Source organism: Rhizobium tumorigenes, from assembly GCF_003240565.2.
Taxonomy (GTDB): Bacteria; Pseudomonadota; Alphaproteobacteria; order Rhizobiales; family Rhizobiaceae; genus Rhizobium; species Rhizobium tumorigenes.
The window spans coordinates 69,380-93,856 of the sequence record NZ_CP117259.1 but is presented as its reverse complement, the minus strand read 5'-3'; the positions used below and the strand labels follow the sequence as shown (position 1 = coordinate 93,856).

General features: G+C 60.9%; 23 protein-coding genes and 1 pseudogene. 16 read left to right on the top strand and 8 right to left on the bottom strand.

Annotated elements, in window-relative coordinates; all coding sequences use genetic code 11:
* The first annotated feature begins 87 nt into the window (after window positions 1-87).
* From PR017_RS26040 to PR017_RS26025, 4 genes are read left to right on the top strand one after another with little or no spacing between them, the layout of a single operon-like run.
* Entirely contained in the window at window positions 88-750 is a 663-nt protein-coding gene (locus tag PR017_RS26040; RefSeq protein ID WP_111220997.1) for a PI-PLC domain-containing protein, read from the top strand.
* Window positions 747-1,472 (top strand): HAD family hydrolase, encoded by a 726-nt coding sequence (locus tag PR017_RS26035; RefSeq protein ID WP_111220996.1) that lies wholly within the window; start codon window positions 747-749, stop codon window positions 1,470-1,472. The genes PR017_RS26040 and PR017_RS26035 overlap by 4 nt, the downstream gene beginning before the upstream one ends.
* 18 nt (window positions 1,473-1,490) lie before the next feature.
* On the top strand, window positions 1,491-3,017 hold the full coding sequence (locus PR017_RS26030; RefSeq protein ID WP_111220995.1) for a glycosyltransferase family 2 protein: 1,527 nt from the start codon (window positions 1,491-1,493) through the stop codon (window positions 3,015-3,017).
* Between the two features lie 5 nt (window positions 3,018-3,022).
* Complete coding sequence (locus tag PR017_RS26025) at window positions 3,023-3,742, top strand: glycosyltransferase family protein (RefSeq protein WP_206423189.1); 720 nt, start codon at window positions 3,023-3,025, stop codon at window positions 3,740-3,742.
* Window positions 3,743-3,800: 58 nt separating this feature from the next.
* Here the strand turns inward: PR017_RS26025 and PR017_RS26020 are convergent, their stop codons facing one another.
* Window positions 3,801-4,010 carry a hypothetical protein gene (locus tag PR017_RS26020; protein WP_133255608.1) on the bottom strand — a complete coding sequence of 70 codons (210 nt, stop codon included), beginning with the start codon at window positions 4,008-4,010 and terminating at the stop codon, window positions 3,801-3,803.
* A 138-nt stretch (window positions 4,011-4,148) separates the two neighbouring features.
* Between PR017_RS26020 and PR017_RS26015 the strand changes: the two genes are divergently transcribed.
* Both PR017_RS26015 and aroQ read left to right on the top strand, forming a co-directional pair.
* Complete coding sequence (locus tag PR017_RS26015; RefSeq protein ID WP_111220993.1) at window positions 4,149-4,457, top strand: DUF6074 family protein; 309 nt, start codon at window positions 4,149-4,151, stop codon at window positions 4,455-4,457.
* Window positions 4,458-4,571: 114 nt separating this feature from the next.
* Window positions 4,572-5,009 carry a type II 3-dehydroquinate dehydratase gene (gene aroQ / locus PR017_RS26010; RefSeq protein WP_111221224.1) on the top strand — a complete coding sequence of 146 codons (438 nt, stop codon included), beginning with the start codon at window positions 4,572-4,574 and terminating at the stop codon, window positions 5,007-5,009.
* A gap of 44 nt (window positions 5,010-5,053) precedes the next feature.
* Here the strand turns inward: aroQ and PR017_RS26005 are convergent, their stop codons facing one another.
* Window positions 5,054-5,371 (bottom strand): ArsR/SmtB family transcription factor, encoded by a 318-nt coding sequence (locus PR017_RS26005; RefSeq protein ID WP_111220992.1) that lies wholly within the window; start codon window positions 5,369-5,371, stop codon window positions 5,054-5,056.
* A 334-nt stretch (window positions 5,372-5,705) separates the two neighbouring features.
* Here PR017_RS26005 and PR017_RS26000 point away from each other — a divergent pair, with 334 nt between their 5' ends.
* Window positions 5,706-6,929: an amidohydrolase family protein gene (locus PR017_RS26000; protein ID WP_111220990.1), complete on the top strand. Its 1,224-nt coding sequence runs from the start codon at window positions 5,706-5,708 to the stop codon at window positions 6,927-6,929.
* 7 nt (window positions 6,930-6,936) lie between these two features.
* On the opposite strand, the gene PR017_RS25995 is transcribed toward PR017_RS26000, so the two are convergent.
* Entirely contained in the window at window positions 6,937-8,037 is a 1,101-nt protein-coding gene (locus tag PR017_RS25995) for an RHE_PE00001 family protein (RefSeq protein WP_111220989.1), read from the bottom strand.
* A gap of 159 nt (window positions 8,038-8,196) precedes the next feature.
* On the opposite strand from PR017_RS25995, the gene PR017_RS25990 reads away from it, so the two are divergent.
* The 4 genes from PR017_RS25990 (at window position 8,197) to PR017_RS25975 (ending at window position 13,980) form a co-directional block, all read left to right on the top strand.
* Window positions 8,197-10,716, top strand: coding sequence for a heavy metal translocating P-type ATPase (locus PR017_RS25990; protein WP_111220988.1), 2,520 nt, complete (start codon window positions 8,197-8,199; stop codon window positions 10,714-10,716).
* Window positions 10,713-11,120: a Cu(I)-responsive transcriptional regulator gene (gene cueR / locus PR017_RS25985; protein ID WP_111220987.1), complete on the top strand. Its 408-nt coding sequence runs from the start codon at window positions 10,713-10,715 to the stop codon at window positions 11,118-11,120. Before PR017_RS25990 ends, cueR begins: the two co-directional genes overlap by 4 nt.
* Before the next feature lie 94 nt (window positions 11,121-11,214).
* Window positions 11,215-12,762 (top strand): cation:proton antiporter, encoded by a 1,548-nt coding sequence (locus PR017_RS25980; RefSeq protein WP_111220986.1) that lies wholly within the window; start codon window positions 11,215-11,217, stop codon window positions 12,760-12,762.
* A 342-nt stretch (window positions 12,763-13,104) separates the two neighbouring features.
* Window positions 13,105-13,980 (top strand): DUF5677 domain-containing protein, encoded by an 876-nt coding sequence (locus PR017_RS25975; RefSeq protein ID WP_111220985.1) that lies wholly within the window; start codon window positions 13,105-13,107, stop codon window positions 13,978-13,980.
* Between the two features lie 28 nt (window positions 13,981-14,008).
* On the opposite strand, the gene PR017_RS25970 is transcribed toward PR017_RS25975, so the two are convergent.
* The 5 genes from PR017_RS25970 to PR017_RS25950 all read right to left on the bottom strand — a co-directional run bounded on the left by PR017_RS25970 (window position 14,009) and on the right by PR017_RS25950 (window position 18,947).
* On the bottom strand, window positions 14,009-14,434 hold the full coding sequence (locus PR017_RS25970) for a DoxX family protein (protein ID WP_240539023.1): 426 nt from the start codon (window positions 14,432-14,434) through the stop codon (window positions 14,009-14,011).
* Complete coding sequence (locus PR017_RS25965) at window positions 14,412-15,188, bottom strand: molybdopterin-dependent oxidoreductase (RefSeq protein ID WP_111220983.1); 777 nt, start codon at window positions 15,186-15,188, stop codon at window positions 14,412-14,414. Before PR017_RS25965 ends, PR017_RS25970 begins: the two co-directional genes overlap by 23 nt.
* A complete protein-coding gene (locus PR017_RS25960) occupies window positions 15,185-16,042 on the bottom strand; it encodes a cytochrome b/b6 domain-containing protein (protein WP_111220982.1) in 858 nt (285 codons plus the stop codon). The genes PR017_RS25965 and PR017_RS25960 overlap by 4 nt, the downstream gene beginning before the upstream one ends.
* 132 nt (window positions 16,043-16,174) lie before the next feature.
* A complete protein-coding gene (locus PR017_RS25955; protein ID WP_111220981.1) occupies window positions 16,175-16,798 on the bottom strand; it encodes a hypothetical protein in 624 nt (207 codons plus the stop codon).
* Between the two features lie 727 nt (window positions 16,799-17,525).
* Complete coding sequence (locus PR017_RS25950) at window positions 17,526-18,947, bottom strand: ISNCY family transposase (RefSeq protein ID WP_111218748.1); 1,422 nt, start codon at window positions 18,945-18,947, stop codon at window positions 17,526-17,528.
* Between the two features lie 179 nt (window positions 18,948-19,126).
* On the opposite strand from PR017_RS25950, the pseudogene PR017_RS25945 reads away from it, so the two are divergent.
* The 5 genes and pseudogenes from PR017_RS25945 to PR017_RS25925 all read left to right on the top strand — a co-directional run.
* Window positions 19,127-19,368: pseudogene (locus tag PR017_RS25945) on the top strand (PTS sugar transporter subunit IIC); the annotation flags it as partial.
* 152 nt (window positions 19,369-19,520) lie between these two features.
* The gene (locus PR017_RS25940; RefSeq protein ID WP_111221222.1) at window positions 19,521-20,033 is read left to right on the top strand and encodes an RNA polymerase sigma factor; all 513 of its coding nucleotides are present in this window, start codon (window positions 19,521-19,523) and stop codon (window positions 20,031-20,033) included.
* 40 nt (window positions 20,034-20,073) lie between these two features.
* Complete coding sequence (locus PR017_RS25935; protein WP_111221221.1) at window positions 20,074-21,027, top strand: FecR family protein; 954 nt, start codon at window positions 20,074-20,076, stop codon at window positions 21,025-21,027.
* 92 nt (window positions 21,028-21,119) lie between these two features.
* A complete protein-coding gene (locus PR017_RS25930) occupies window positions 21,120-23,585 on the top strand; it encodes a TonB-dependent siderophore receptor (protein ID WP_164498251.1) in 2,466 nt (821 codons plus the stop codon).
* Between the two features lie 5 nt (window positions 23,586-23,590).
* On the top strand, window positions 23,591-24,475 hold the full coding sequence (locus PR017_RS25925; RefSeq protein ID WP_240539040.1) for an ABC transporter substrate-binding protein: 885 nt from the start codon (window positions 23,591-23,593) through the stop codon (window positions 24,473-24,475).
* Window positions 24,476-24,477: the final 2 nt, after the last annotated feature.

Here is a 24,477-nt window from a genome sequence, read left to right as displayed (position 1 = left end):
CTGGACAGCGCGACTCAGGGTTTTGCTGCGGCACGGCCATGCAGGGACGGCATGTGCTGATCGATGATCTCGGGCAGGGGCGGTAGAATGGGCAAGATTGCCAGAAGCAGCATCCTTGCTCATCGCGGCAGCTGGAACGACAACGTCGCTAAAAATTCGCGTACTGCCCTTTGCAGCGCTCTTCTCGCCGGGTTCGGCCTCGAAACTGACATTCGCGATCTCGACGGCACACTCGTCATTTCCCACGATCCGCCAACCCGTTCCGACGACATCATCACCCTCGACTGGCTACTCGATTTCTATGCCGTCAACGGCTGCACGGGAACGCTGGCGCTGAACATCAAGGCCGACGGTCTTGCCGAAATGACCCACCGCGCATTGCGCGTTCACGGCGTCACTTCCTATTTCGTGTTCGATATGTCGATCCCGGATATGCTGGCCTACATCAGGGCCGGAATGCCGGTGTACACCCGTGTTAGCGAATACGAGCCGACGCCCGCGCTGGCGGCAGAATCTTCCGGCATCTGGCTCGACAATTTTACTGGCGAATTTCCCCAGGTCGACGTGGCAGCGGGACTGTCCACGAATGGCAAGCCGATCGCGCTGGTTTCGCCCGAGCTGCACAAGCGCCCGCACGAAACCTTCTGGTCGTCGCTGCGGGATCGACCAAACCTGGATCTCGCCTCCATGCTGCTCTGCACGGATTTTCCCGATGCCGCAGCTGTTTATTTCGGGAGTGAAGCAGCATGATCAAAGCCGTTCTATTCGATATGGATGGTGTCCTGATCGACGCCAAGGACTGGCATTACGAGGCGCTGAACCGCGCGCTCGAGCTGTTCGGCTACACGATCAGCCGCGAATCCCATCTGTCCACCTTCGATGGACTGCCGACACGTCGCAAGCTCGAGATTTTGACCGCAGCCCACGGCCTGCCGCGCGGGCTGCACGATCTGCTGAACGGGTTGAAGCAGAATTACACCATCGAACTCACCCACCTGCGTTGCAAGCCGGTCTTCCATCACCAGAAGGCCCTGTCACGACTGCACAAATCAGGCCGTAAGATCGCCGTCTGCTCAAATTCGATCCGCAATTCCATCGAGGTGATGATGCGCCTCGCAGCGCTTTCGCCGTTCATCGACGCCATTGTCTCCAACGAGGACGTCGCCAAGGCAAAGCCCGATCCCGAAATGTATCTCTCGGCAATGCAGCGCTTCGGCGTCGAGCCGCATGAGTGCCTGATCCTAGAGGACAACGAGCACGGCATCCGGGCAGCGCGCGCAAGCGGCGGTCATGTGCTCGTGATCGGCACGCCCGCCGATGTGACCTATGAGCGGATCATGCAGCGCATCAGCGAGATCGAACTCGCGGACATGGGCCGCATGCTGGGGCAGGGCTCCACGGGTTTCAACGCAACAAGGCCTGAAGCGGCAAATGCCGGTACATCCGCAATCTCCCATCGCAAGACAGCGTAACACCGATCAGGATCCTCCATGCAGATTCTCATGCCGATCGCCAGCCGCTCGCAGTTCTTTCCCGAGCAAGAGTATTTCTTTCCCAAGCCGCTGATCGAGATCGCCGGCAAACCGATGATCGACTGCGTCGTCTCGGCCCTGCGGTCGACGATTGCCGACGCCCGCTTCTGCTTCATCATCTCGGCGGACGATGCGCGACGCTTCTCGCTCGACGAGACACTGATGATTGTCGGCGGACAGGGGACGAAGGTCATACAGCGCGTCGGCGAGACCAAGGGCGGCCTCTGCTCCGCGCTGCTTGCCGGCGACGAACTGGATCTGGAGGCGCCTCTCGTCATCTGCAATAGCGACCAGATCATCGATGCGCCGCTGATGGAAATTCTGGAGAAGTTTCGCCACGACGACGTTGCCTCCGGCGTCGTCACCTTCCGCTCCGTCCATCCGCGCTGGTGCTACATCGTGCCCGAAGGCGACGGACGGGTCGCCCAGGCGACGGAAAAACGGGTCGTCTCCGATATCGCCGTTGCCGGCTTCTATTACTTCCGGCGGGCAGGTGACTTCTTCGCAGCGGCACGTCGCGCAATCCTCAACGGCGATGACGTCGAGGGACAATATTATTTCTCCGCCGCCCTCAACCAGATCATCCTGAGCGACGAAGAGGTCGCCTATGTGAAGATCGAGGCCTCCAGATATTACAGCTTCTATTCGCCGGAAAAGATCGCCGAATTCGCCGCCACTGAGCTCGCCGCAAGCCTGCGCGACCAGTCACAGGACGAGCGACCGATCAACGTCCTCATCCCGGCGGCCGGCGAGGGCAGCCGCTTTGCCCGGCAGAACTGGCGCAAGCCGAAACCGTTCATCGATGTCGATGGCCGGATGATGCTCGAACATGTCATCGGCAATGTATGCCCGCCAAACGCTACGCCCACGGTGCTGCTGCGCGCCGAGCACATGAAGGCATGCGATGGAGACGTACAGCTCTTGCGGGCAATGGGCACGACGATCCGGCCCGTGGACCGCCTGACGGAGGGTACCGCCTGCACGGTGCTGCTTGCCCGAAGCAGCTTCGACAACGACCGGCCGCTGCTGATTGCCAACTCGGATCAGTGGGTCGATTTCGATTGCAGCGCCTTCATCGAGGATTGCCTGCAGCGCAAGCTCGACGGCTCGATCCTGGTCTTTCGCGATGCGCAGATGGACCCGAAATGGTCCTTCGCCAAGGTCGATGACCGTGGCCTGGTCACCGAGGTGGCCGAGAAGAAGCCGATCTCCGATCTCGCCACCGTCGGCATCTATCTCTTCCGTCGGGGCTCCGATTTCGTCCGCGCCGCCGTCGACATGATCGCCTGTAACGACCGGGTGAACAACGAGTTCTACACCTGCCCGGCCTACAACTACATGATCCGCAACGGCGCAAGGATCGGCGTCTACGAGGTCAGCCCGGATGCCATGAAAGGCCTCGGCACACCGGAGGACCTGAACGCATACCTCGCCACCAGCGGCTTACCGTCTTCGGCCGATGCCCCCCTTGCCATGGCCTCGTAACGCCGATGACCATTGCCGGCCTCAATATCGTCGTGCCGCTGGCCGGCCCGGACTTCGTCTCCGCCGATGGCAGTCTCAAGGCACTCATCGATATCGGGCAAGCCGAGCCCTTCCTCCACGCCACGTTGAAGCAGCGGCCGTGGGCGAGGGGCACTGCGCCCTCCAGCTACGCATTCGTGCTCCACGATCGGCCGGCAACACGCGCCTTTGCTAGCAACTACCTCCAAGCCTGGTTTCCCGGTTGCCGCGTCGTCTTCCTGTCGCACTTCACGGCCGGCGCAGCGTTCAGCAGCCTTGCCGGCGCAGCCCTGCAACTCGGTTCGCACAACAGTCCTGTCGTCATCGATCTCGCCGACATCCTCTACTCGACCGCCCTCGATCCAGCCTTCCACTTTGCCCGCCACCCAGAAGCCGGCGGCCTCGCGCTGACCTTCCAGAGCCAAAATCCGCTCTACAGCTATCTCCGTAAAAACGACGAGGGCAACGTGGTCGAGGCGGCCGAGAAAAAGGTCATCTCCAGCGAAGCCTCGGCTGGAACCTACGCGTTCCGTTCTGGATCCGTCCTCCTGAAAGCGCTAGCCCACGCCCTCGAAAACGCCTCCACCCAGACACACCGCGACCTCTTCTTCGTCTGCCCGCTGTTCAACGGCATCCTCGCCCAATCACTCACTGTCACAACCACCAAGGTCGAAAACGTCAGGGATATGAAACAGGTGGATGGCTAAGACCTGTGGAAGGGGAGGCGATACTGTCGCATCTCTAACTGGCCCAACTGGCGCATTGCTAAATAGCCGCTACACGGTGCTCCTGCATAAAACAGGAAAAGAGATTGCCGTTGACGAAATGCAGATGCCTGAGTTCGGGATATTGCTTCAGATCGCTGACGACGAGCACCACGCCGCCTGTCCAGCAATGCAGCCAGCCCTCCTCGACGATGTTGATGGTCGCAAAGGCAGTTCCGAAAACGCTGCGAGCAGGTCCTGCGATCCTCACGTTCCGGTCTTCGCGCCATCGCGCGGGATGACTCATGGAAAGGCAAAGGGCGCGGTTGTGCCATTCCGGTTACCTCGCCAAGAGACCGTTAACCAACTGCGCGTAAACAGGGAGCAGTAAACGAGGGTTTTGAGTCGCATGGCGTCGAAGTTGAGTGAACTGCTGAGTGTCGTTGGCAATGGCAATATCGTGGTGTTTCCTGTGGCAAGTCGTGCGGGTGATATCGAGCGTTGCGCACGGGAACTGGACGATAAGCATGGCACCGACGCTGTCGATTACTGGAAAACGGAATGCCGCAGGTTGGCAGCGCAGCTGACGGCGGTGGGCCTTTCCGAAGATGACGTCCGCCGGCAGGTGATGTTGTTCCAGGACGAGGTACAGGCCGAGCTTGTGCGGCGTCACCAGGATCGCCAGCAGGACGAAGCACTGGCCGAAAAGCAGGGCTGATCTTGGCTGACAGTTTAACGTGTCGTCGTGCCGGTGGTCGACAGCAACGGCTATGATGCTGTAGCCTTGCCGTTGGCAGTTGGCAAAAGCCGTCGCGACAATCGAGAAAACACCATGAGCCTGATCTACGTCCTGAACGGCCCCAACCTGAACCTGCTCGGCAAGCGCCAGCCGGACGTTTATGGCCACGAGACCCTGTCGATCGTGGAAGCCGATTGCCGCCGCGTGGCGCAGGAATACGGCCATGCGATCCGTTTCGAGCAGAGCAACCGGGAATACGAGATCATCGACTGGATTCACGCTGCCCGCGAAGAGGCAGCTGCGATCGTTATCAATCCGGCCGCTTTCACTCACACCTCAATCGCGATTCTAGACGCGCTGAACGCCTATGACGGCCTGGTGATCGAAGTGCACATTTCGAATGTTCACAAGCGCGAGGCGTTTCGACACCATTCCTACGTGTCGAGCCGGGCAGACGGGGTTATCGCCGGTCTCGGCACGGAAGGTTATCAACTGGCTATCCGCAGGATCGGCTCGCTGCTGAAGAGCTAAATCTTGCTGCAGCAAGCCGGAAACAGCCGGGGCTGTGCTGGAAATCAGCCCGCCTTTAGGCCTTCTGCCTTCACCTCCGGCGCTTCGAAGATCTCCTCGAGCAGCGCCAGGACCTTGCGGACACTTTCCGAATTGACAGTGTAGTAAACCGTCTGCGCATCGCGGCGGGTTTTCACCATGTGGGCAGAACGCAACTTCGCAAGATGCTGCGACAGCGCCGACTGGCTCAGACCGATCATGTCGGCCAATGCGCCGACCGGCATTTCGCCCCGCGTCAGAATGTCGAGGACGCGCAAACGCTGCTCGTTGGCCATAGCGCTCAGGAACGCTGATTTTTGCTCGAAGATAGGGTTTTCCAACATGAAATTCCTTGAAAATTTTGTCCGAAAATTAACATTTTAGGTAGGTGAAGTCCAATCTAAATTCTGGACTAATAAAGTCAAATCTAAAATGTTAAACTCGTTAACGCGAGTGAGTTATCTCTCTGACGTGCGTCCGCGACGCGTGGTACCACGATCCCCTTATAGAATTCGCCCAATTGCCGAGAAGCGGCTGATATTTCTGCCAAATACTCATCGCCGAAAGGGCCGGCTGTGAGGAACCATTTGCACTCCCGGATGAATTCGGTGGCGGCGCTCTTGCTTCCTCCTGCCCCGCGCCGGTAAATCTCGGCGACAGTCTTTTCCGGGGATGCCCATGCCATTCGACTTCGTCATCGCCAACGCACGCCTGCCCGGTTATCGGACCAAGATGGATCTCGGGATATCGAAGGGGCTTGTCGCTGCGATAGATCGAGCCATTCCCTTCGGCGGCATGGTCGAAGACGCCGGCGGGGGCTATCTTTGCAGCGGCTTTGTCGACAGCCATATCCATCTCGATAAGGCCGGCATCCTCGGCAGATGCTCGATCTGCGAGGGAACTCTTGCCGAAGCGGTGCGCGAAACGGCGCGGGCGAAAGCCGGTTTTACCGTTGAAGATGTCTATACCCGCGCGTCCACCGTTCTGGAGCGGGCCATCCTTCAGGGCACGACGCTGCTGCGTACCTTCGTCGAGATCGACCCTCGCGCCGGGTTTCGCTCTTTCGAGGCTATCCGTCAGCTGAAGTCGGACTATGCGTGGGCCATCGATATCGAGATCTGCGCCTTTGCGCAGGAGGGGCTGACACAGGAGCCGGAAACCGATGCGATGCTGGCGCAGGCGCTTGCCGACGGCGCTGATCTGGTCGGTGGCTGCCCCTACACCGACCCCGAACCCAAGGAGCATATCCGCCGTATCTTCGATCTCGCCGAGCGTTTCGGCACAGCGGTGGACTTCCATCTCGATTTCGATCTGAACCCGGAGAACTCCAACCTTCCCGCGGTGATTTCAGAGACGGTGGCGCGCGGTTACAATGGGCGGGTCTCGGTCGGCCATGTGACCAAGCTGTCCGCCCTGTCGCCACATGCGGTTTCCGAGATCGGTAGCCGGCTGGCCGACGCCGGTGTGGCAGTGACGGTACTGCCGTCCACGGACCTCTTTCTGACCGGCCGCGACCGGGATCATCTGGTGCCCCGCGGCGTCGCCCCGGCCTTGGATCTGTCGAAGCTTGGCGTGGTGACATCGATCGCCACCAACAATGTCATGAACCCTTTCACCCCCTATGGCGACGCGTCGCTGATCCGCATGGCCAATCTCTACGCCAATGTGGCGCAGGTTTCGCTCGATGCGGACATTCTGGGCGTCTTTGCAATGGTCACCAACGGCGCGGCGCGGCTGATGGGGCAGGAGCGTGATATCAAACTCGGCGCGCCGGCCGACATGATCCTCATCGATGGGGCCGATCCGGCCGCGATCGTCCGCGAAATCAGGCCGGTGCTGGCAGGCTGGAAAGGCGGTCGCAAGACTTTCGAGCGGCCGCGCGGACGGCTGATCAGGCCTTGAACTCAGCTCAAAGCACGCCCCATCCTCGGTAGCGCCCGCGCCCGGTCATTTCGCGGATGCCGAGATCGGCGACAAGATTAAGGGCGCCGCGCGGGGTTATACCGGCATGGCGGGCGACCATGCCGGCTGAGACGATCGGTCGCGACAGCACGAGGTCGATGGTTGCCGGTAGGCTGCTGTTGGAGCGGCGATCCTTGATCCTTCTCTCCATCTGCGTCCTTGCCAGCGTCAGCCGGTCCAGTTCCTTCAGCCCCGCCTCGGCCGCCTCCGCCATCGCCTCGAGAAAAGCGGTCAGCCGCGTGAGGCGGTCGGGTGCGCGCCGGCGCTCGAAGCGGATGGCCTTCATCCCGACATTGAGGCAGAACAGGTGCGAGGTCACCTTGCCGCGCGACCGCAGATAGCTGGCCGTCAGAAGCCCCCCAAGCCAGTGCTGCCGACGCAGCGGCTCAAGGCGTTCCCAAGCATCGTAAAGCACCGCTGCGCCCAGTACAGGTGGCATCCCGTCTGCATCGCCAATCACGGCACGCCATTCGCGCAGGCGCTCGCTTTCATCCCATTCATCGTCGTGGATCAGGCCCAGAGGATCGTGATCCACGGCTGCCTTGGTTTCCGGCGCGCGGCCTTTGGTCTCCTCCAGAAGCCGGTCCGAGCGGGCCAGAACCGCGTCGATTGCCGCCATCTCCAGGCTGAAGGCATCTTCGGCCCCGGTCTCCGACTCGGCTGGATCGGCGGTCGCAGTCGAGGCTTCGCTGCCGCCCGTCTCGCCCGATCCGCGCAAAGCTGCAATGCCGGCTGGATCGAGCCCCCAGCCGGGCTCCGCCTGCCACAGCCGGCGCCGCGTGCGAAGCAGCGCGTGGGCGATGGTCAGTTCATGGGTCGGCGTGCGGGCATCCATATGAGCGTCGTGCAGCACGAGATCCTCGACATGCACCAGTTCACCGCCAACCCAGAGAGCCGCAACGGCTTCGAAAAAATGGCCGCGCTCGCGAAATCCGTCGCCGATGGCGTGGCGCAGCACCCGTTCGTCCAGCCGTGCCAACCGGTCTTCGGCATGAATGATGGCCGGCAGGAGAGCGGACATCTGCGCCGCGGAAAGCTCATATCGCATTGGAATCATTTCGCACGTGTCGATTGCCTGAAGCTAACACACGGGCTGGCTTCCAGGTAGCTGCCGGGTCGCGATTGTCCAATGCGAAAAAACTGCTTGACCCTCCAGTCGCTGGAAGGTTCATAAAGCGAAAACCTCAACGGGGTTTGGAGTAGTGCCATGGCATCGAACGACCACCATCGCGACGCGCATCATGGTCACTCCCACGCCTCTGGCAATGGCATGGAGCATACCCCCGTCACCCGCGATCCCGTCTGCGGCATGATCGTCGATCCCGATGCCGGTAAGCCGCATCTGGCTTACGAAGGCCGCACATACCATTTCTGCTGCAACGGATGCCGGGCAAAATTCGAGGCTGACCCCGGTTCGTTCCTGACGGCGCGGGACCCTGTCTGTGGCATGCGTGTCGACCGGGCGACGGCGGTGCATTTCCTGCGGCACGAGGGCGCAAAACATTATTTCTGCTCCAGCGGTTGCGAGGCGAAGTTCAAAGCCAATCCGGCAGCCTATGTCGCTGGAGCGCCCACTACCGCTGCGGCGATGCCCGCAGGCACCCAGTACACCTGCCCGATGCACCCGGAAGTCGTCAGCGACAAGCCCGGCGATTGCCCGAAATGCGGAATGGCGCTGGAGCCTATGGGCGTTCCGGCGGCAGACGAGGGCCCGAACCCGGAGCTCGCCGATTTCATGCGCCGGCTTTTTGTGAGTGTGGTCCTCTCTGTGCCACTGCTCGTTCTCGGCATGGGGCCGATGGTGGGCCTGCCCTGCGACACTCTGGTCGGCGAGCGCCTGACAGGCTGGATCGAGTTGTTGCTGGCAACGCCGGTGGTGCTATGGGCTGCGCTGCCCTTTTTCCGCCGGGCCTGGAATTCGGTGCTCAATCGCAGCCCGAACATGTGGACCCTGATCGGTCTCGGCGTCGGCGCCGCTTATCTCTACAGCGTCGTCGCCCTGCTTGCCCCCGGTCTGTTTCCGATGACCATGACAGCCCACGGCACGGGTGTGCCGGTCTATTTCGAGGCGGCGGCCGTCGTCGTGGCGCTGGTCTTTGTTGGCCAGGTGCTGGAACTCAAGGCACGCGAACAGACTGGCTCTGCCATCCGCGCCCTGCTGGCCCTCGCGCCTGACACGGCACAGCGGGTCGGGCCAGATGGCACGGACCAGACGGTGGCGCTCGATCTTGTGCGCGTCGGTGATCGCCTGCGGCTGCGTCCTGGCGAACGGGTGCCGGTGGATGGCGCGGTTGCCGAAGGCAGCTCGACGGTCGATGAATCGATGATCTCGGGCGAGGCTCTGCCCGTCGAAAAGCAGCTCGGCGCAATGCTCACCGGCGGCACCATCAATGGTAACGGCACCATGGTGATGGTGGCCGAGAAGGTCGGCGCCGATACGACGCTGTCGCGCATCGTTGGTATGGTGGCGCTGGCGCAGCGCACGCGAGCGCCGGTGCAAGGCATGGTCGATCGGGTCTCGGCGGTCTTCGTGCCGACTGTCGTGCTGGCCGCACTTCTCGCCTTCGGCATCTGGATGGCGGTCGGGCCGGAACCTCGGCTTGCCCATGCGCTGATGGCGGCGGTCGCGGTACTGATCATCGCCTGCCCTTGCGCTCTGGGCCTGGCGACGCCGATGTCCGTGATGATCGCCACCGGCCGCGGCGCGCGCGAGGGGGTGCTCATCCGCGATGCCGAAGCGCTGGAGCGCTTTGCCGGAGTCGATACGCTGGTGATCGACAAGACGGGCACACTGACCGAGGGCAAGCCCGAACTCACGGATATCATTGCCGTCGAGGGTATGACGGAGGATCGGCTGTTGCAACTGGCCGCCGGTCTCGAACAGGGCTCCGAGCATCCGCTTGCAGCAGCCATCCTCGAGGCCGCTAATCGACGGGGCATCATTGCCGTGGCCACCACCGACTTCAAGGCAACGACCGGCATGGGCATTGGCGGCACCATCGAGGGGACATCCGTCGGCCTCGGCAATGCGGCTATGATGGAGGCGCTGGGTGCCGATCCGGCACCGCTTCGCGACCGGGCAGAGAGCCTTCGCGGCGACGGCAGGACTGTGGTTTTCCTCGCCATCGACGGCAGGCTTGCCGGTCTGCTCGCTGTGGCCGACCGGATCAAGCCGACAGCCGCAGCGGCGATTGCTGCCCTGCATAGGAGCGGCCTGAAAATCATCATGGCGACGGGCGATGCGGCGGCGACGGCCGAGGCTGTTGCCCGGCAGCTCGGCATCGACGAGGTTCATGCCGGGCTGTTGCCGGAGGGCAAGAAGGCGCTGGTCGATGCGCTGCACGCCGCAGGCGCCCGGGTGGCGATGGCGGGCGACGGTATCAACGATGCGCCGGCGCTGGCTGCAGCCGATGTCGGCATTGCCATGGGCACCGGCGCAGATGTGGCGATGGAGAGCGCCGGCATCACGCTGGTGAAGGGCGATCTTGGCGGCATCCTCAGGGGCCGACGCCTGTCGCAGGCGACGATCCGCAACATTCGCCAGAACCTGATCTTCGCCTTCGGCTACAATGCGCTCGGCATTCCTCTCGCCGCAGGCATTCTCTATCCGGTGTTCGGCTTGTTGCTGTCGCCGATGATCGCGGCGGCGGCCATGAGCCTGTCATCCGTCTCGGTGATCGCCAATGCCCTCCGGCTGCGCCACGAAAAGCTTCAGGAGGCGACATGAACATCGGCGATGCATCGGAGCGTTCGGGCCTGCCCGCAAAGACCATTCGCTACTATGAGGAGATTGGCCTTGTCAGCCCCGACCGCAGCGGCAACGGTTATCGCGACTACCGCGAGGCCGACATCCACAAGCTGCGCTTCCTGCAGCGCTCCCGGGGCCTCGGCTTCTCCGTCGAGGAATGCCGCCAGCTGCTGGCACTCTATGGGGATCGCGACCGCGCCAGCGCCGACGTGCGCCAGATCGCCAGCGCCAAACTTAGCGAGATAGACCGCAAGATCCGTGAATTGAGCGAACTGCGCCGCACCCTTGAAACGCTGGTTCACGCCTGCCACGGCAACGACCGTCCGGATTGCCCGATCCTGGAAGAGCTGGCCGAGGGACCGGCCGACGGGCAGCCCTCCTAGAGCCAACGTCTAACGTCTCCAGACGATTTCTCCAGCCTGACGCTTGCCGAATGCTGCTTTCGACCAAGATAGCGCGATTGGAGAAATTTAGACCATGGCGTTTTTCGAGAGCCTGCTGACGCTGCTGCTGGTGGCGATCGTCTTCCTGCAGCCATCGCGCCGGCTGATGATTCCCTATCCGACGATGCTGGCTGTCGCCGGCCTGCTGGTGGCGACCCTTCCCTGGGCGCCGACGATCTCGATCGACCCGCAGCTGGCGCTCGCCATCTTCATCGCGCCGGCCCTGTTCGATGCCGCCTACGACCTGCCGCCGAGAGCGCTGCGTGAAAACTGGGTGCCGCTGATTTCGCTTGCCGCCATCGCTGTCATCCTGACGACGGCAGCCGTCGCCTTCGTCGGCGTGGCCTTTGCCGGGCTGCCTGTTGCCGCTGCCGTTGCGCTCGGAGCCATCGTCGCGCCGCCGGATGCGGCGGCGGCAAGCGCGATGCTCAGTCGGTTCGCATTGCCGCGCCGAACATTTGCGGTGCTGAAAGGCGAGAGCCTGCTCAACGACGCCGTGGCGCTGCTGATCTTCGGCGCTGCCGTGGCGTTTTCCACAGGTGGAAATTCGGCATCCGTCGTCATCCCGGAACTGGCGCTGGCAGCCCCCGGCGGGCTGGTGCTCGGCATAGCGCTCGGATTTCTCTACATCTTCATTGCGCCGCGGCTGGCAGGCACGCTGGGCGGCTCGCTGTTCGAATTCGTCGCGACGTTCGGCACCTGGGTGATTGCCGAGCGGCTGCATCTATCGGCCGTGCTTGCCATCGTTGCCTACGCCATGGTGATCGCCCGCTACATGCCGGAACGCCAGACGGCGCGAAATCGCATCCATTCCTATTCGGTCTGGGAGGCGACGATCTTCATGTTCAACGTGCTCGCCTTCCTGTTGATGGGCATGCAGGCGCGCGAGACGATCCAGCAGCTTTACCCGAAAAACATCGAATTCGCCTTTGCCTTTGGCGGCGCCATCCTGCTTGTGGTTGTTCTGGTTCGGCTCGGATGGGTGATGCTCTACAACCGCGTCATCAATTATCTGGCACGTCGCAAGCTCGTCTCACAGGAGCCGCCGACCGTCGGCATGAGCCTGGTCGCGGGCTGGTGCGGCATGCGCGGCCTGCTGACGCTGGCAACGGCGATTGCTCTTCCGGCGGATTTCCCGTCTCGCGACCTCATCGTCTTTGCCGCCCTGACCGTCGTCCTCGGCACCTTGATACTCCAGGGACTGACGCTCGGGCCGCTGATCCGCATCCTGAAATTCGGCAACGACGACTCCATGCGCGAGGGCATCACGAATGCCCGCATGACGCTGCTCGACACCGCCCTTGCCGACCTCGATACGCTGGAGGAAACAGACGAGGTACGGACGCTCCGGGCGATCTACGAGGGGGACCGCAAGCTCACCGCCAACGGTATCCACCCGCGCGAAAAAAGCGAACTCGACAGTCTACGGCGGCGCTCCATCAAGGCCAAACGCGTCAAACTCGCCGAACTCCGCCGCACCGGCTCCATCGACGACGACGTCTTCCACGCCCTCGAGCAGGAGCTAGACTGGGCCGAAATGGCCGCCTCGCCACCGGACAGGTTCGAGATTGTCGAGGGGTAGCGGTCTGTCGCTAGCGGTCTCGGGGTTGATGATCTCGATGGACGGAAAGTATGTCCAATAGCGCGCTTGTCAGCGAATGAATCGGATTCCATCGCGGCATGGGCGCTTGTGAAAAAGTCGGTAAGCACCGAGGCGCCTGCACGCCTTTGCAGACTTTGCGCGGCAAGGGTCGTGGCAGCAGGGCGCCGGCCTACTTTTGCCGACGTGCAAGAGCCATATAGGATCGTGCGCAGTTTAATGGCGCGCATTAGAGGCTGTTTCGAGCAGCCTGCATTAGTTGCGCTTAATAGGAATGGTGCGCTCGCTATTGTCACCCAGCTTTGCACGATGGTATGATTTGAAATGGAAGAATTTGAGAGAATAACCAATAAGTATAAGCCGGATTATATCGAGAAGAATTTTGAATCTCTCGAAGAAATACACGTATTTTCGCTTCAATTTTTTAAGGACATTGCAGATATCTATGATGGTATAACGCGGCTGCGCAATCTGGACCGCAACCCATCGGGATTTTCAATCGATGACGCCCCAATCCTCGGATTGCTGGTAAGAGTGTCAAAACTCCTCAAGGAATGCGTGAAATCTCACAAAGCTGAAAATGCTGAGGTGATTGCGATTTTCGAACGGCCTTTGATCGAGGCAACAACGATCGCGACCTATCTCATGCGTAACGATGGTGCAGTGATGGAGGACTATCGCAAGTGCTCCTATAAAGATCGCCTAAGATTGCTAAGAAAGCTAGAGGAAGGATCGCCCTTCTCTGATACCAAAGCGGGCAAGCGTTTGCTTGCTTCCGTTCAAGACAAGTTGAATTTTGAAGGTCTTACGAAAGACGATTTTGCCGAGCAGAGGAAGAATAAATGGCGGTTGCAAGGAAAGAGCTTCCGCGACATTTTCGCGTCGGTCGAACGCGATTCCCTTTATCCGGCAACTTACGGCATGATGTCGGAGTCCATACACGGCTCCTGGAACGAGTCGATGGATTGGGGCTTAGTGCGAAATGAAGATGGCACCTTCGCAGCTTTCACAGACTATCATCCAGCCGATATTCGATCAATCACGCCCGTTGTGAAGTTCACGATCACGCCTTTCCGTCTGTGGCTTCAACGGATCGACTGCTATGACGATAATTTGCAACGCACGATGGGCTGGATCGAACGCCTGAACATCCGGCTCTTCCAAAGCTTCGACAATCTTTATGCCGGCGAATACGACTGAAAGATACCAAGCCGGCTTAGCGCCCCCATCACCTGCGTCCGCCAAACGGCCACGTCACCACGCCGCCGGCATACAGCGCCCACCAGACCAGTACCGGCTGCAAGACGAGCCTTGGGGCGTGGTACCACCAGCCGAGAACGGGTGGGGTGGGGGCGGAGAGGCTGTCGATGGCGTGTTTGATGTTGGCGGGGTAGACGCAGACGGCGTAAGCAGCGAGAGCGATGCCGGCGATGGTGCGCGTGCGGCCGCTGAGCAGGGCTGCGGCGCCTGCCAGTTCGCAGATCCCGGTGACGATAATCACCTCGTGCGGCTTGGGGACCCAGGCCGGGGTGATGGTGACGAACACGTCGGGCACGGCAAGATGAAACGCACCGGCGACCGCGTAGATCACGGCGAGCGGGATGCGGGCCCCCCAGCGCTGCGGCTTTGCCTCAGATACCAGCATACCATTCATAGCCCCTGTCCTCCCAGAATCCGCCCTTGCCACCCCAGAGATCGTCGAAGCGGTCGCGGATTTCGATGCGCATGAGATATTTCGCGTGCTTGTAGCCGAGATGGCGCTCGACGCGCAGCCGTAGCGGCGCTCCGTGTTCCACCGCCAGATCCTTGCCATTCAGCGAATAGGCAAGGATCGACTGCGGATGGAAGGCGTCGATGAGGTCGATGCTTTCGTAGTAGACGCCGCTGCCGTCGAGCGTCTGCTCCAGTTCATCGGCACAATGCAAAACGGCATAGCGGGCGCCCGGCTTCAGCCCAGCCGTCTGCAGGATCAGCCCGAGCGGCACGCCCTGCCATTTGCCGATGGCGCTCCAGCCCTCGACGCAGTCGTGGCGGGTAATCTGGGTGCGCGACGGCAGCTTCTTAAGGTCGGCCAGCGAGAACTCCATCGGCTGGTTGACCATGCCGTCGATCTTCAGGCGCCAGTCGACGAAGCCGGTCTCTGTCATCCTGGCATATTCGGGGCTGCTGGGCTGCGTCGAGCCGTTTGGATGAAAGCTCGGCGATATCTCGGCTTCGGTGAACTCTGGCGCCAGCGCCTGGCGCGATACCAGCAGGCGCTGGCTGCCCATGGTCAGCTTTTCCGCCATGGCCAGTACCTTCTGGACCTGCTGGTTGCCGGCGACATCGTCGCAGCCGGTGAGGCCAATGGCGCCGAGGCCGGCGGCCGAACCGATCAGGAAGCGGCGACGGGAGAGAATATTGCTCATGGCTTCGTCTCCCCGGATATCGCATAGCGGCCGGTCACCATGGAGCGCATGTTGTTCCAGAGGCCGGACAGAATGACCATGACGACATGGACGACGACGAAGAGCACGAGGCTCCAGGCGGCAATGAAATGGATGCCGCGGGCGGACTGGCGGCCACCGAATATGTCGAGCAGGAAGGGATAACCGGCATCCATCGCCGGAGACATAGTGAGCCCCGAGCCGATCATCAGCGGCAGCAGGATGAAGATCACGAGGATATAGGTCAGCTTCTGCAGCGCGTTGTAGCGGCGCGCTTTCTCCCCCTTGGGAAAACGCAGGCGGGCATGGTCCTTGACCTCCTGCCAGACATTGCGCGGGGCTATGTCATGGGCAGTCGGTGCTAGGTCGCGACGGAAGTGACCGCCGATCAGGCCATAGAGGACGTAGAGCAGGCCATTGATGACGAACAGCCAGGCGAAGAAGAAGTGCCAGCGGCGGCCGGTTGCCAGATCCTGGAAGCTCGGAATGGTGGCCCACGCCGGAAAGGCCCTCGCTGTCATCTCGCCGTCCACCCGGGACGCGCCGAGCAGGCCGGTGGTGGTCAGCGTCAGGCTGCCGATGCGGGTGGTGCCGATGACCTTGTCACCGTCCTCGGCGCTGGCAATCTCGAACCAGGATGGGTCCTCGACGGCGCCGTATTGTCCCCAGTGAAGTTGCGGGTGGGCATTGAAGATCTGCATGCCGCTCATCAGCAGCAGCGTCAGACAGAGAACGTTGATCCAGTGGGTTACGCGGGTTACGACCGAGTGGCGCCTGATGTAGATCTTTGCCGGCGCTGGCGGCGGAGCGATCCCGATGTCTTCGATGCTGGCCATGGACAGTCCTCGTGCGATGCCGCTGACGCAGCCGGGTCATTTTCGAATGGCGACGGTGCTGTGGCGGACGAACAGAACAGCCCGACTGCATGATGCAGCCGGGCCGTATGACAATAGCGCATGAGCGCTGGATCACATAGGCGGAACGACGCCGTTGATGCCGACGACGACGCGGTCGGCTTCGACCATGTTGTCGCCTGCCGTGGTGCCGTTGATGATCACGCCGGCGCCGGCCTTGATGTCGCTCTTGGTGGCCGGGGCGATGGTGACGACAGGCGTGCCTGGCGGAATGGAGATCTTCTTCTCACCGCCCTTGTAGGTCAGTGACAGCGTCGGACCGTTAACGGAGGTCACGGCGCTCGCAACCGTTGCATTGGTCATCGAGCTTTTCGGCTTCAGGTCCCAGCCGTAGTCGCCTTCGCCGGTGCCCTTCATGGCGGCCGGGAAGATCAGCACTTCCAGCGCGCCATTGACGCCGCTGTCAGTCGGCATGGAGGCAATCCCGACGAAATCGCCCGGCTTGATGTCGCTGACGTCTGCCTTGACGATGCCGTTGACGGCCCAGCCGGACTTCAGCATGATCATCACATCCTTGCCCTCGCGCGACTTCACCTTCAGCGTATCGCCGCTCAGGCTTTCGACCACGCCGCGAACGCGGATCTTGTCGGCAGCCTGCGCACCCTGCAGGCCGATAGCGGACACCATCAGGCCGGCGGCCAGCGCCAGAACGCCTGTCTTCATCTGTTTGCTGTTCATGATTTTCTTCCTTGATTGACCGCCCAACCGGGCGGACTTCCGGCAATCGAGCACCTGCTCCCATGCCAATTTCGGGTCGCATGGCCAAAAAAAGCAAATTCGGTCGTGCGCAATACAAATACCGTATCGGTCAAGTCCGGGAGCAGCCAATCAATCTATAGTGAGACAGGAAGGCGAGTTTTACTGAAACTCCCCGCCACCGTCCGCCGTTACGTATTTCTGTTTTTCACTGGTGAAGCGAGCGTCGGGCCAGATGGCCGAGAACATGGCAGACGAGGCGACCGACCACGATGGCAGAGATGTCGTCGATATCCGCCCGTGGCTGAAATTCAACGATTGAAACCCCGCCAGCCGGCGACCTCGTAAAGCTTCGGCGATCAGCGCAGATGCAACAGTTTGCCGGTGGCGTCATTAATGTAGACGAGCAGGGCGCATTTGGGGCCGCTCATCCAGGTCGATCTGCGAGTAGGTGCGTTCCATGTCTCATTCCTTGCAAGCGATAAGCCATTGTTATCTATCGCAAGTCGTACTTCATCCTTGAACCCACACGCGCTACATAGGATGTCAAAGCTGGTTAGAGACGCGACGGTGTCAGCCATTTAGAAATGCGACACTGGCTCTGCGGGTCAGCCCCCGATCCGCCCGGCTGGTCCGGGTTGCAAGGGCGGAGCGGGGGCGGTGGAGAACACCGTTTCGGCTTTAGCTTTGAGACGATGTGCGCTTCTGTTCATTCGGCAGCCTCCATCCGCGCCAGCGCCTTCTGCCGCTTTGCAATCACCGCCGGGTCGTTCATGTAATCTGTCCTCGGCTTGCGACCGCGCTTCTGATAGCCATTGCCCTGGCTGCCGTCGCGAATGCCGAACATGTGATCCGTCTGGCCGGTGCGGCGGGGACCGCTCTTGCTACGGTGCAGTTCGCGCCCGGCCTGCATCTCGGCGACAACAGACAGCATGTCGTCCAGACGCTTGTTCTCAACGACGTCCGGCCGATGGACCGACCGCAGCTTGTCGAACGTTCTGTAGGGCAGGGCAAAGCTCTCGTGCATGATCTCGAGGCGACCGTCGGGATAATCGCAGACAACAACCTTCTTTCCCGAAAGTGGCCTGGAGAGGTCAGTCGGATCGAGAATGAACAACACCTTGTCGTAGCGCAGCGTCAAAGCTTGCGACAACGTGCGGACTTCCTTCCGGCACATAGCGCCATCAAGGTTCTCATGATCGGCCAGCGACCGGTGCATGTCCTTCGGATTGCGTGGTGACTTGCCGAAACGACCATTGAAGTCGGCGATAAATTCCGGCGCATAGGCATTGGCCGCCGCGATCGTATCGATGCCGTGTAGCCGTAACTCCTTCACCAGCCGATCCTGCAGCGTCTGGTTGGCGCGTTCAACCCGGCCCTTGGCTTGCGGGGTGTTGGCGCAGATGATGTCGATGTTCAGCTCATAAAGCGCGCGTCCAAACTGCGTCAGGCCGCTCGTCCGGTCTTTCTCCGACGCATGGGTCGCCCGAAAGACACCATGCTTGTCGCTGTAGAAAGCCAGCGGTTTGCCCCATTGCTGCAGATAGGCCTTCGTCGCATGCAGGTAGTCGAATGTGTTCTCCGATCCGGCAAAGCGCAGATGCAACAGTTTGCCGGTGGCGTCATCAATGTAGACGAGCAGGGCGCATTTGGGGCCGCGGCTTTCGAACCACCAGTGATGCGAGCCGTCAATCTGGACGAGTTCACCAAAACAGTCGCGCCGGCCGCGCGGTTGGAACACGCGCTTCTTGCGGGCTCGGCGCGAGGTCCAGATACCAGCCTCGGTCATCCATTGGCGCAGCGTCTCCTTGGCCACCGAGATCTGATGAAGCTCGATCAGCTTCTCACGCGCCAGCGTCGGACCGAAATCCAGATAGCGTTCCCGGATCAGATCCAGCGCCGCATTGCGAAAATCTTCGCTGTGGCGGCGATTGCTGGGTCGTGATCGCTTCTTCGACACGAGGCCGGCCGAACCGGCACTGTCATAAGCCTGCAGCAGCCTGTGGACCTGGCTGCGACAGAGATCAAGCAGTTCGGCCGCCTGAACGACACTCAAGCGATGATCCCGGATCTTCTGGATGACTTCGAGGCGATGCAATTCTTTCTGTGACATGGTGATCAAACAGGACATGACGACTCCGTTCGCTCCTGGTCTCCACCAGGCTGGACGTCGTCATCCTTGCTCCCAACGTTGATGTTGACCAGTGCATCGAAAGGCGAGACTGTCGCATCTCTAACTGGCCCAACTGTCGCATTACTAAATAGCCGCTACATAGGAAAAATGCGTAATCATTATTATGGAACTTATTATTCATCGTCGCTCTGATGGCTCCGATGCTCAGGGCGATGTGTTCCGCATGGTCGCGGTTGGAACAGTGACGCTGGTAAACGGATTTATGTGGCCAATGCGTTTGCACCGCTGTTTACCAGCGCTGCTGCCTCATCCGGCTTCAAACTACGGCGAACGCCTTGCGATCACGTCCGCTATCAATGGCTTCCTCTGGATCACTCAAGTCATTATCAATGCGATGCAGGGTCTCGGCGTCTTCGGCACGGACGAGGTTCTCGACGAGATAGAAAACAGTCCCGGCGGCATCCTGTCAGAGACGTAAAATATTGCCAGCCCCACGCTCGACTACAAAAGATGACTATTATTATCATCTTTCTCTTGCGCCCGATTGCCATGCGATGATAGCAGCAATTTATGGACAGCGCGGATCACCCAGACATACTTGGTACCTTCATGGACGTGCGTTCGCGCTTGGCACACGTCATCTACCGTCGGGTGCAATGTTCAGCGACCACGGCAGATCTTCTGCAGGACACATTTTTACGTTTCTGGGAAAGGCCGGGCCTGTTGCGCGAGGTTGCCGACCTTGCCGGCTATTTCGTCACGACAGGTCGGAATCTCGCTCTCGATCATCAGCGCCGCAAGAAACTCGCGCCCTTTGTCGACGGCATCGACGGTTTGGAAAGCATATCCGATCCCAGGCAATCGGTTGAAGCGACCACGATCAACCGCCAGGAACTGCGGCATGTGCAGGCGGCACTCGGGCGCATGCCGCCTCGCGCCAGACAGGTTTTCTTGCTTTCACGCATCGATGGCCTCACCTACGTCGAGATCGGCGACCGTCTCGGCATTTCGCCGAAGACGGTCTTCGGTCACATGGTTGTCGCGCTTGAACGGTTGCGGGCGGAGATGAAGGCACAGGGCTGAGGGCTCCCTGCTGCTTTATTTTCTCAGAGCGAGGCGGCGAATGCAGGACATCTCCCGGAAAGAAAACTGTCCCGACGAAGATGCGAACGTATCGCGGTGCGCGGCCGAATGGTTTGCGCGGCTTCTCGATGAGAGCGCCACCGCCAACGACCGCGCATCATTCCGAGCTTGGCTTGAGCGCAGTCCCGAGCATGTCAAAGCCTATTCCGAACTCGAGCGTCTGTGGCAAGGGGCTTCGGCCCTCCCCGAGATCCCGGCGCCCTCGTCCATCAAACGCAGGAACTTCCTCAAGTCCGGCGGCGCACTGATGGTGCTTGCCACGGCTGGGCTCAGTGCCACTGCCTATCTGCGGTCGGTCGCGGCAGACTACCGAACGGGCGTCGGAGAAACTGCCCGTATCACCCTTCCCGACGGCACAGTCGCGGAGCTTTCTACCGCCACGGCCATATCGCTGGACTTCACGACAGGGCAACGGCAGGTGCATTTGCTGGAAGGCGAGGCATTCTTCACGGTTGCCCCGGACATGCAGCGACCGTTCGTCGTCGACTGTGGATTGCTGAGAAGTGCGGCGCTGGGGACGCAGTTTTCCGTCGGAATAGAGGAGCAAGGCATCGTCGTGGCGGTAGCCCAGCATTCAGTCAGGGTATCGTCTCCGACGCAGGAGCAGGTTGTCCAGGAGGGACAGTCCGTTCTGTATGCCCGCGACAGAATATCCAGCCCGGTGCGCACGGATGATGGTTCACAGCTTTCGTGGCGCGATGGAAAGCTGGTCTTCATTTCAACACCGTTTGAAAATGTGGTGACCGCACTTTCCAGATGGCGTCACGGCAAGATGATCGTCATGGACAGGGCCTTGGCGCGCCGGCCGGTCAGCATCATCGTCGATGTTCGCCGAGCCGGTAGAATACTCGAAAACCTTGAAAACGGCCTTCCCATCCGCATCGCCAGCTACTCTCCCTGGCTGACATTGATCTATCCGCAAGAAAAAAGTTGAAAAACGACCGAGGTTTTTTGCGACCTGATGCGTCCCCTTTTCAGAAGCCCGGAAATGCCCGGGCCGAATTGCGTTTGCAGGGGGCAATGCGAATGACGGAAAATCAAATCGGCGGCAGTCGTCTTCGGCTGCTTTGCAGCGTGCTGTTGGTAGCCTGCGTCGGCTTCGCACCGCTTTCCATATCGACAAATGCGGTAGCCGAAAGCGGCAAGAGCTACGCTTTCACAATCAGCGGCCAGCCGCTTTCCGCCGCACTGGTCCGCTATTCCTCCGTTACGGGCATCGACGTCGCGTTCGACGGTAATCTGCCCGCCAATCTGCGCACGAGCGGCATCAGTGGCAATCTCCCCGCCGAAGCCGCGCTGTCGCGCTTGCTGGCCGGGACTGGCCTGACCTACCGTTTCACGACGCCGACGACGGCACTGCTTGTCAATTCAAAGGCAGTCTCTCCGGATGCGGCAGCGGACGGTGCCACATCCTTGCAACCCATCGTTCTCAAGGGGGAGCGAGGCAGAGGGCCGGTCGTGGGGTTTGTTGCCACGCAAAGCGCAACGGGCACGAAAACCGACGCTGCGCTCAAAAACACGCCACAGGCAATCAATGTCGTCACACGCGACCAGATGACGGCACAGGGATCGGCCACGCTGACCCAGGCGTTCCGGTATACACCCGGCGTCATCAGCCAGTTCGGCGACGACAGCCGTTACGACTGGTTCACAATTCGCGGCTTTCGCCCCGGCCGTTATCTCGATGGCCTCCGGCTGCCGTTCGGTGCCAGGGGCTATGCCCAGCCACGTGTCGAGCCCTACAGCCTCGAGCGCGCCGAAGTTCTGAAAGGTCCCGCCTCGGTTCTCTATGGTCAGAGCGAGCCCGGCGGCCTGATCAACATGGTTTCGAAGCGCCCCAGCGCCACTGCGAAGAACGAGGTGGAAACACAGTTCGGCACCGATAATCGCATCCAGACTGCATTCGATCTGAACGGCAACATCAATGACGACGACAGCCTTCTCTACCGCCTCGTCGGCGTCGGCCGCCTGACCGACACGCAGTATGACTTCGTGAAGGAGAAGAAGGGCTACATCGCGCCATCCTTCACCTTCAAGCCGGACGAGGGAACATCCCTCACGATCTACGGCAGCTACCAGCGGATCGACTCCCCCGGCGGTGGCGGCGCGCCGGCACTTCCGGCCAATGGAACGCTCTATACCGGCAAATATCCGGAACTGCCGCGTAGCACATTCCCCGGGGAGCCGGGATACGACCATTACAAAAGCGAGCAGGCCTCGGTGGGCTACGAGTTCGAACACGAACTCGACGAGACCTGGACGGTTCGGCAGAACCTTCGCTATTCCTATGTCAGCACGGACACCCAGCGCGTCCAGCCCTACTGCCCTTCGGCTTGCAACCCTGCTGGCTTCTACCGTTACGCCTGGGCATTTCCGGAAAGCTCTCGAGCCGTCACGGTCGACAACCAGGCCGTGGGACATTTCTCGACCGGAGATCTGGCGCATACGGCCCTTTTTGGTCTCGACTATTCCTATGAAAGCAGCCGGTACGAAGAATCCGCGCTGTCGCCGATCTTTAAACTGTTCAATGGATTTGATCCCGTTTACGGGGCTACCAGCGTTACCCGCCCTGCGATTGCCACCAAGATCAACCAGCAGCGCAGTCAGACAGGACTTTATGCGCAGGACCAGGTCGAGTGGGATCGTTTCGTGTTCTCGCTTGGCGGCCGATACGATTGGGCGAATACCGACACCAGAACCCGCACCAGCGTAGCCGACAACAGTATCAACCAGAGGGACGGCCATTTCACCTGGCGCGCCGGCCTCGTCTACAATTTCGACAACGGCATTTCGCCCTATGCCGGATATTCGACGTCGTTCAATCCTGCCAGTGGCACGGACCGCGCAGGCACGGCATTCGACCCCACCACCGGCGAACAGTTCGAAGTCGGCGTCAAATACCAACCGGTCGGCCGCAACAGTTTCGTTACCCTCTCGGCCTTCGACCTGACGCAGGACAACGTTCTTTCGCCGGACCCGGAAAACACCAGTTTCAACGTTCAGACCGGCCAGGTCAGGATGCGGGGCGTCGAGCTTGAGGGCAAGGCAGAACTTACCGATGCCTTCTCCGTTTTGGCATCCTACGCCTACACGGATAGCGACATCACCAAGGCCAACGCCAACGCTGCCGGCGTCAGCAACCAGGGCAATCGTTTCGCCTTCGTGCCGCGACACCAGGCATCGCTATGGCTCGACTATACGCTGCAGACATCCACCGCATGGGATGGCCTGAGCCTTGGTGGCGGCGCGCGTTATACCGGACAGACATATGGCGACAACGCCAACCTGTTCGACATACCCTCCTACACAGTCTTCGATGCCGCCGTGCGCTATGATTTCGGCAAGGCCAACCCGAAGATGGAGGGCCTGAAGGCATCGCTCAACGTGAGCAACCTGTTCGACCGGAAGTATGTCTCGACCTGCATCGCGGCCACGGGATGCTACTGGGGCGAAGGCCGTAGCATCTATGCAACCCTCAAATACAGCTGGTAAAAGCCTTGGCATACCAGTCCGACCACAATAACCACTGGCTGACGCGGCGGCAGTTTGCCGCTGCGTTGACGGCTGCCTTTCTGCCAGCCCAGGCGATGGCGGAACCAACGGCGCCAAGGATCGCGGCGCTGGACTGGGGATGGGCGGAAAGCCTTCTCGCCCTCGAGTTTCCGCCGTTCGCAGTGGCAGAGGCGCCGCTCTACGGCGCCCGTGTCGTCGTGCCGACACTCCCGGATGTGACGATCGACCTCGGCTTGAGGTCGTGGCCCAACATGGAGCTGCTCCGTGCCCTCAAGCCCGACCTGATCCTTTCCCAGGCCGGCTATGGTGCCTCCGCTGCACGCCTCAATGACATTGCTCCAACTCTTGCCATGCCGCTCTACAGCGCCGGGCGCCAGCCATTGAAGGCCGCCGAGACTGGCCTCCGCACAGTCGCCGCGCATATCGGCAGAGACCGGATTGCAGCGGATTACCTGCAGCGCTGCTATGCCCGGCTGGACGCCATAGCGCTGAAGGCAAAGATCTACGACGGACGGCCGCTGCTGATCGTCAAGTTCGCCGACGACAGGCTTGTCGACATCTATGGCGCCGGCGGCCTGTTCGACGATGTTCTGAAACATATCGGCATCGAAAATGCATGGGACGGCCCGACAAACAACTGGGGCTTTGCCACGGCGGGGCTGGAGGCGATTGCCCGATATCCGGATGCACGCGTGATCATCATCGAGCCGGGACCGCCCGGAACATTGCTGCACAGTGCGCTGTGGCAATCCCTGCCGGCGGTGCAGAGGGGCCATGTCGCGATGTTGCCACCCACCTGGGTTTTCGGAGCATTTCCGTCGGCGATGCGATTTGCCGAGGTCATTCAGCAAAGCATCGGCATCGCATGATA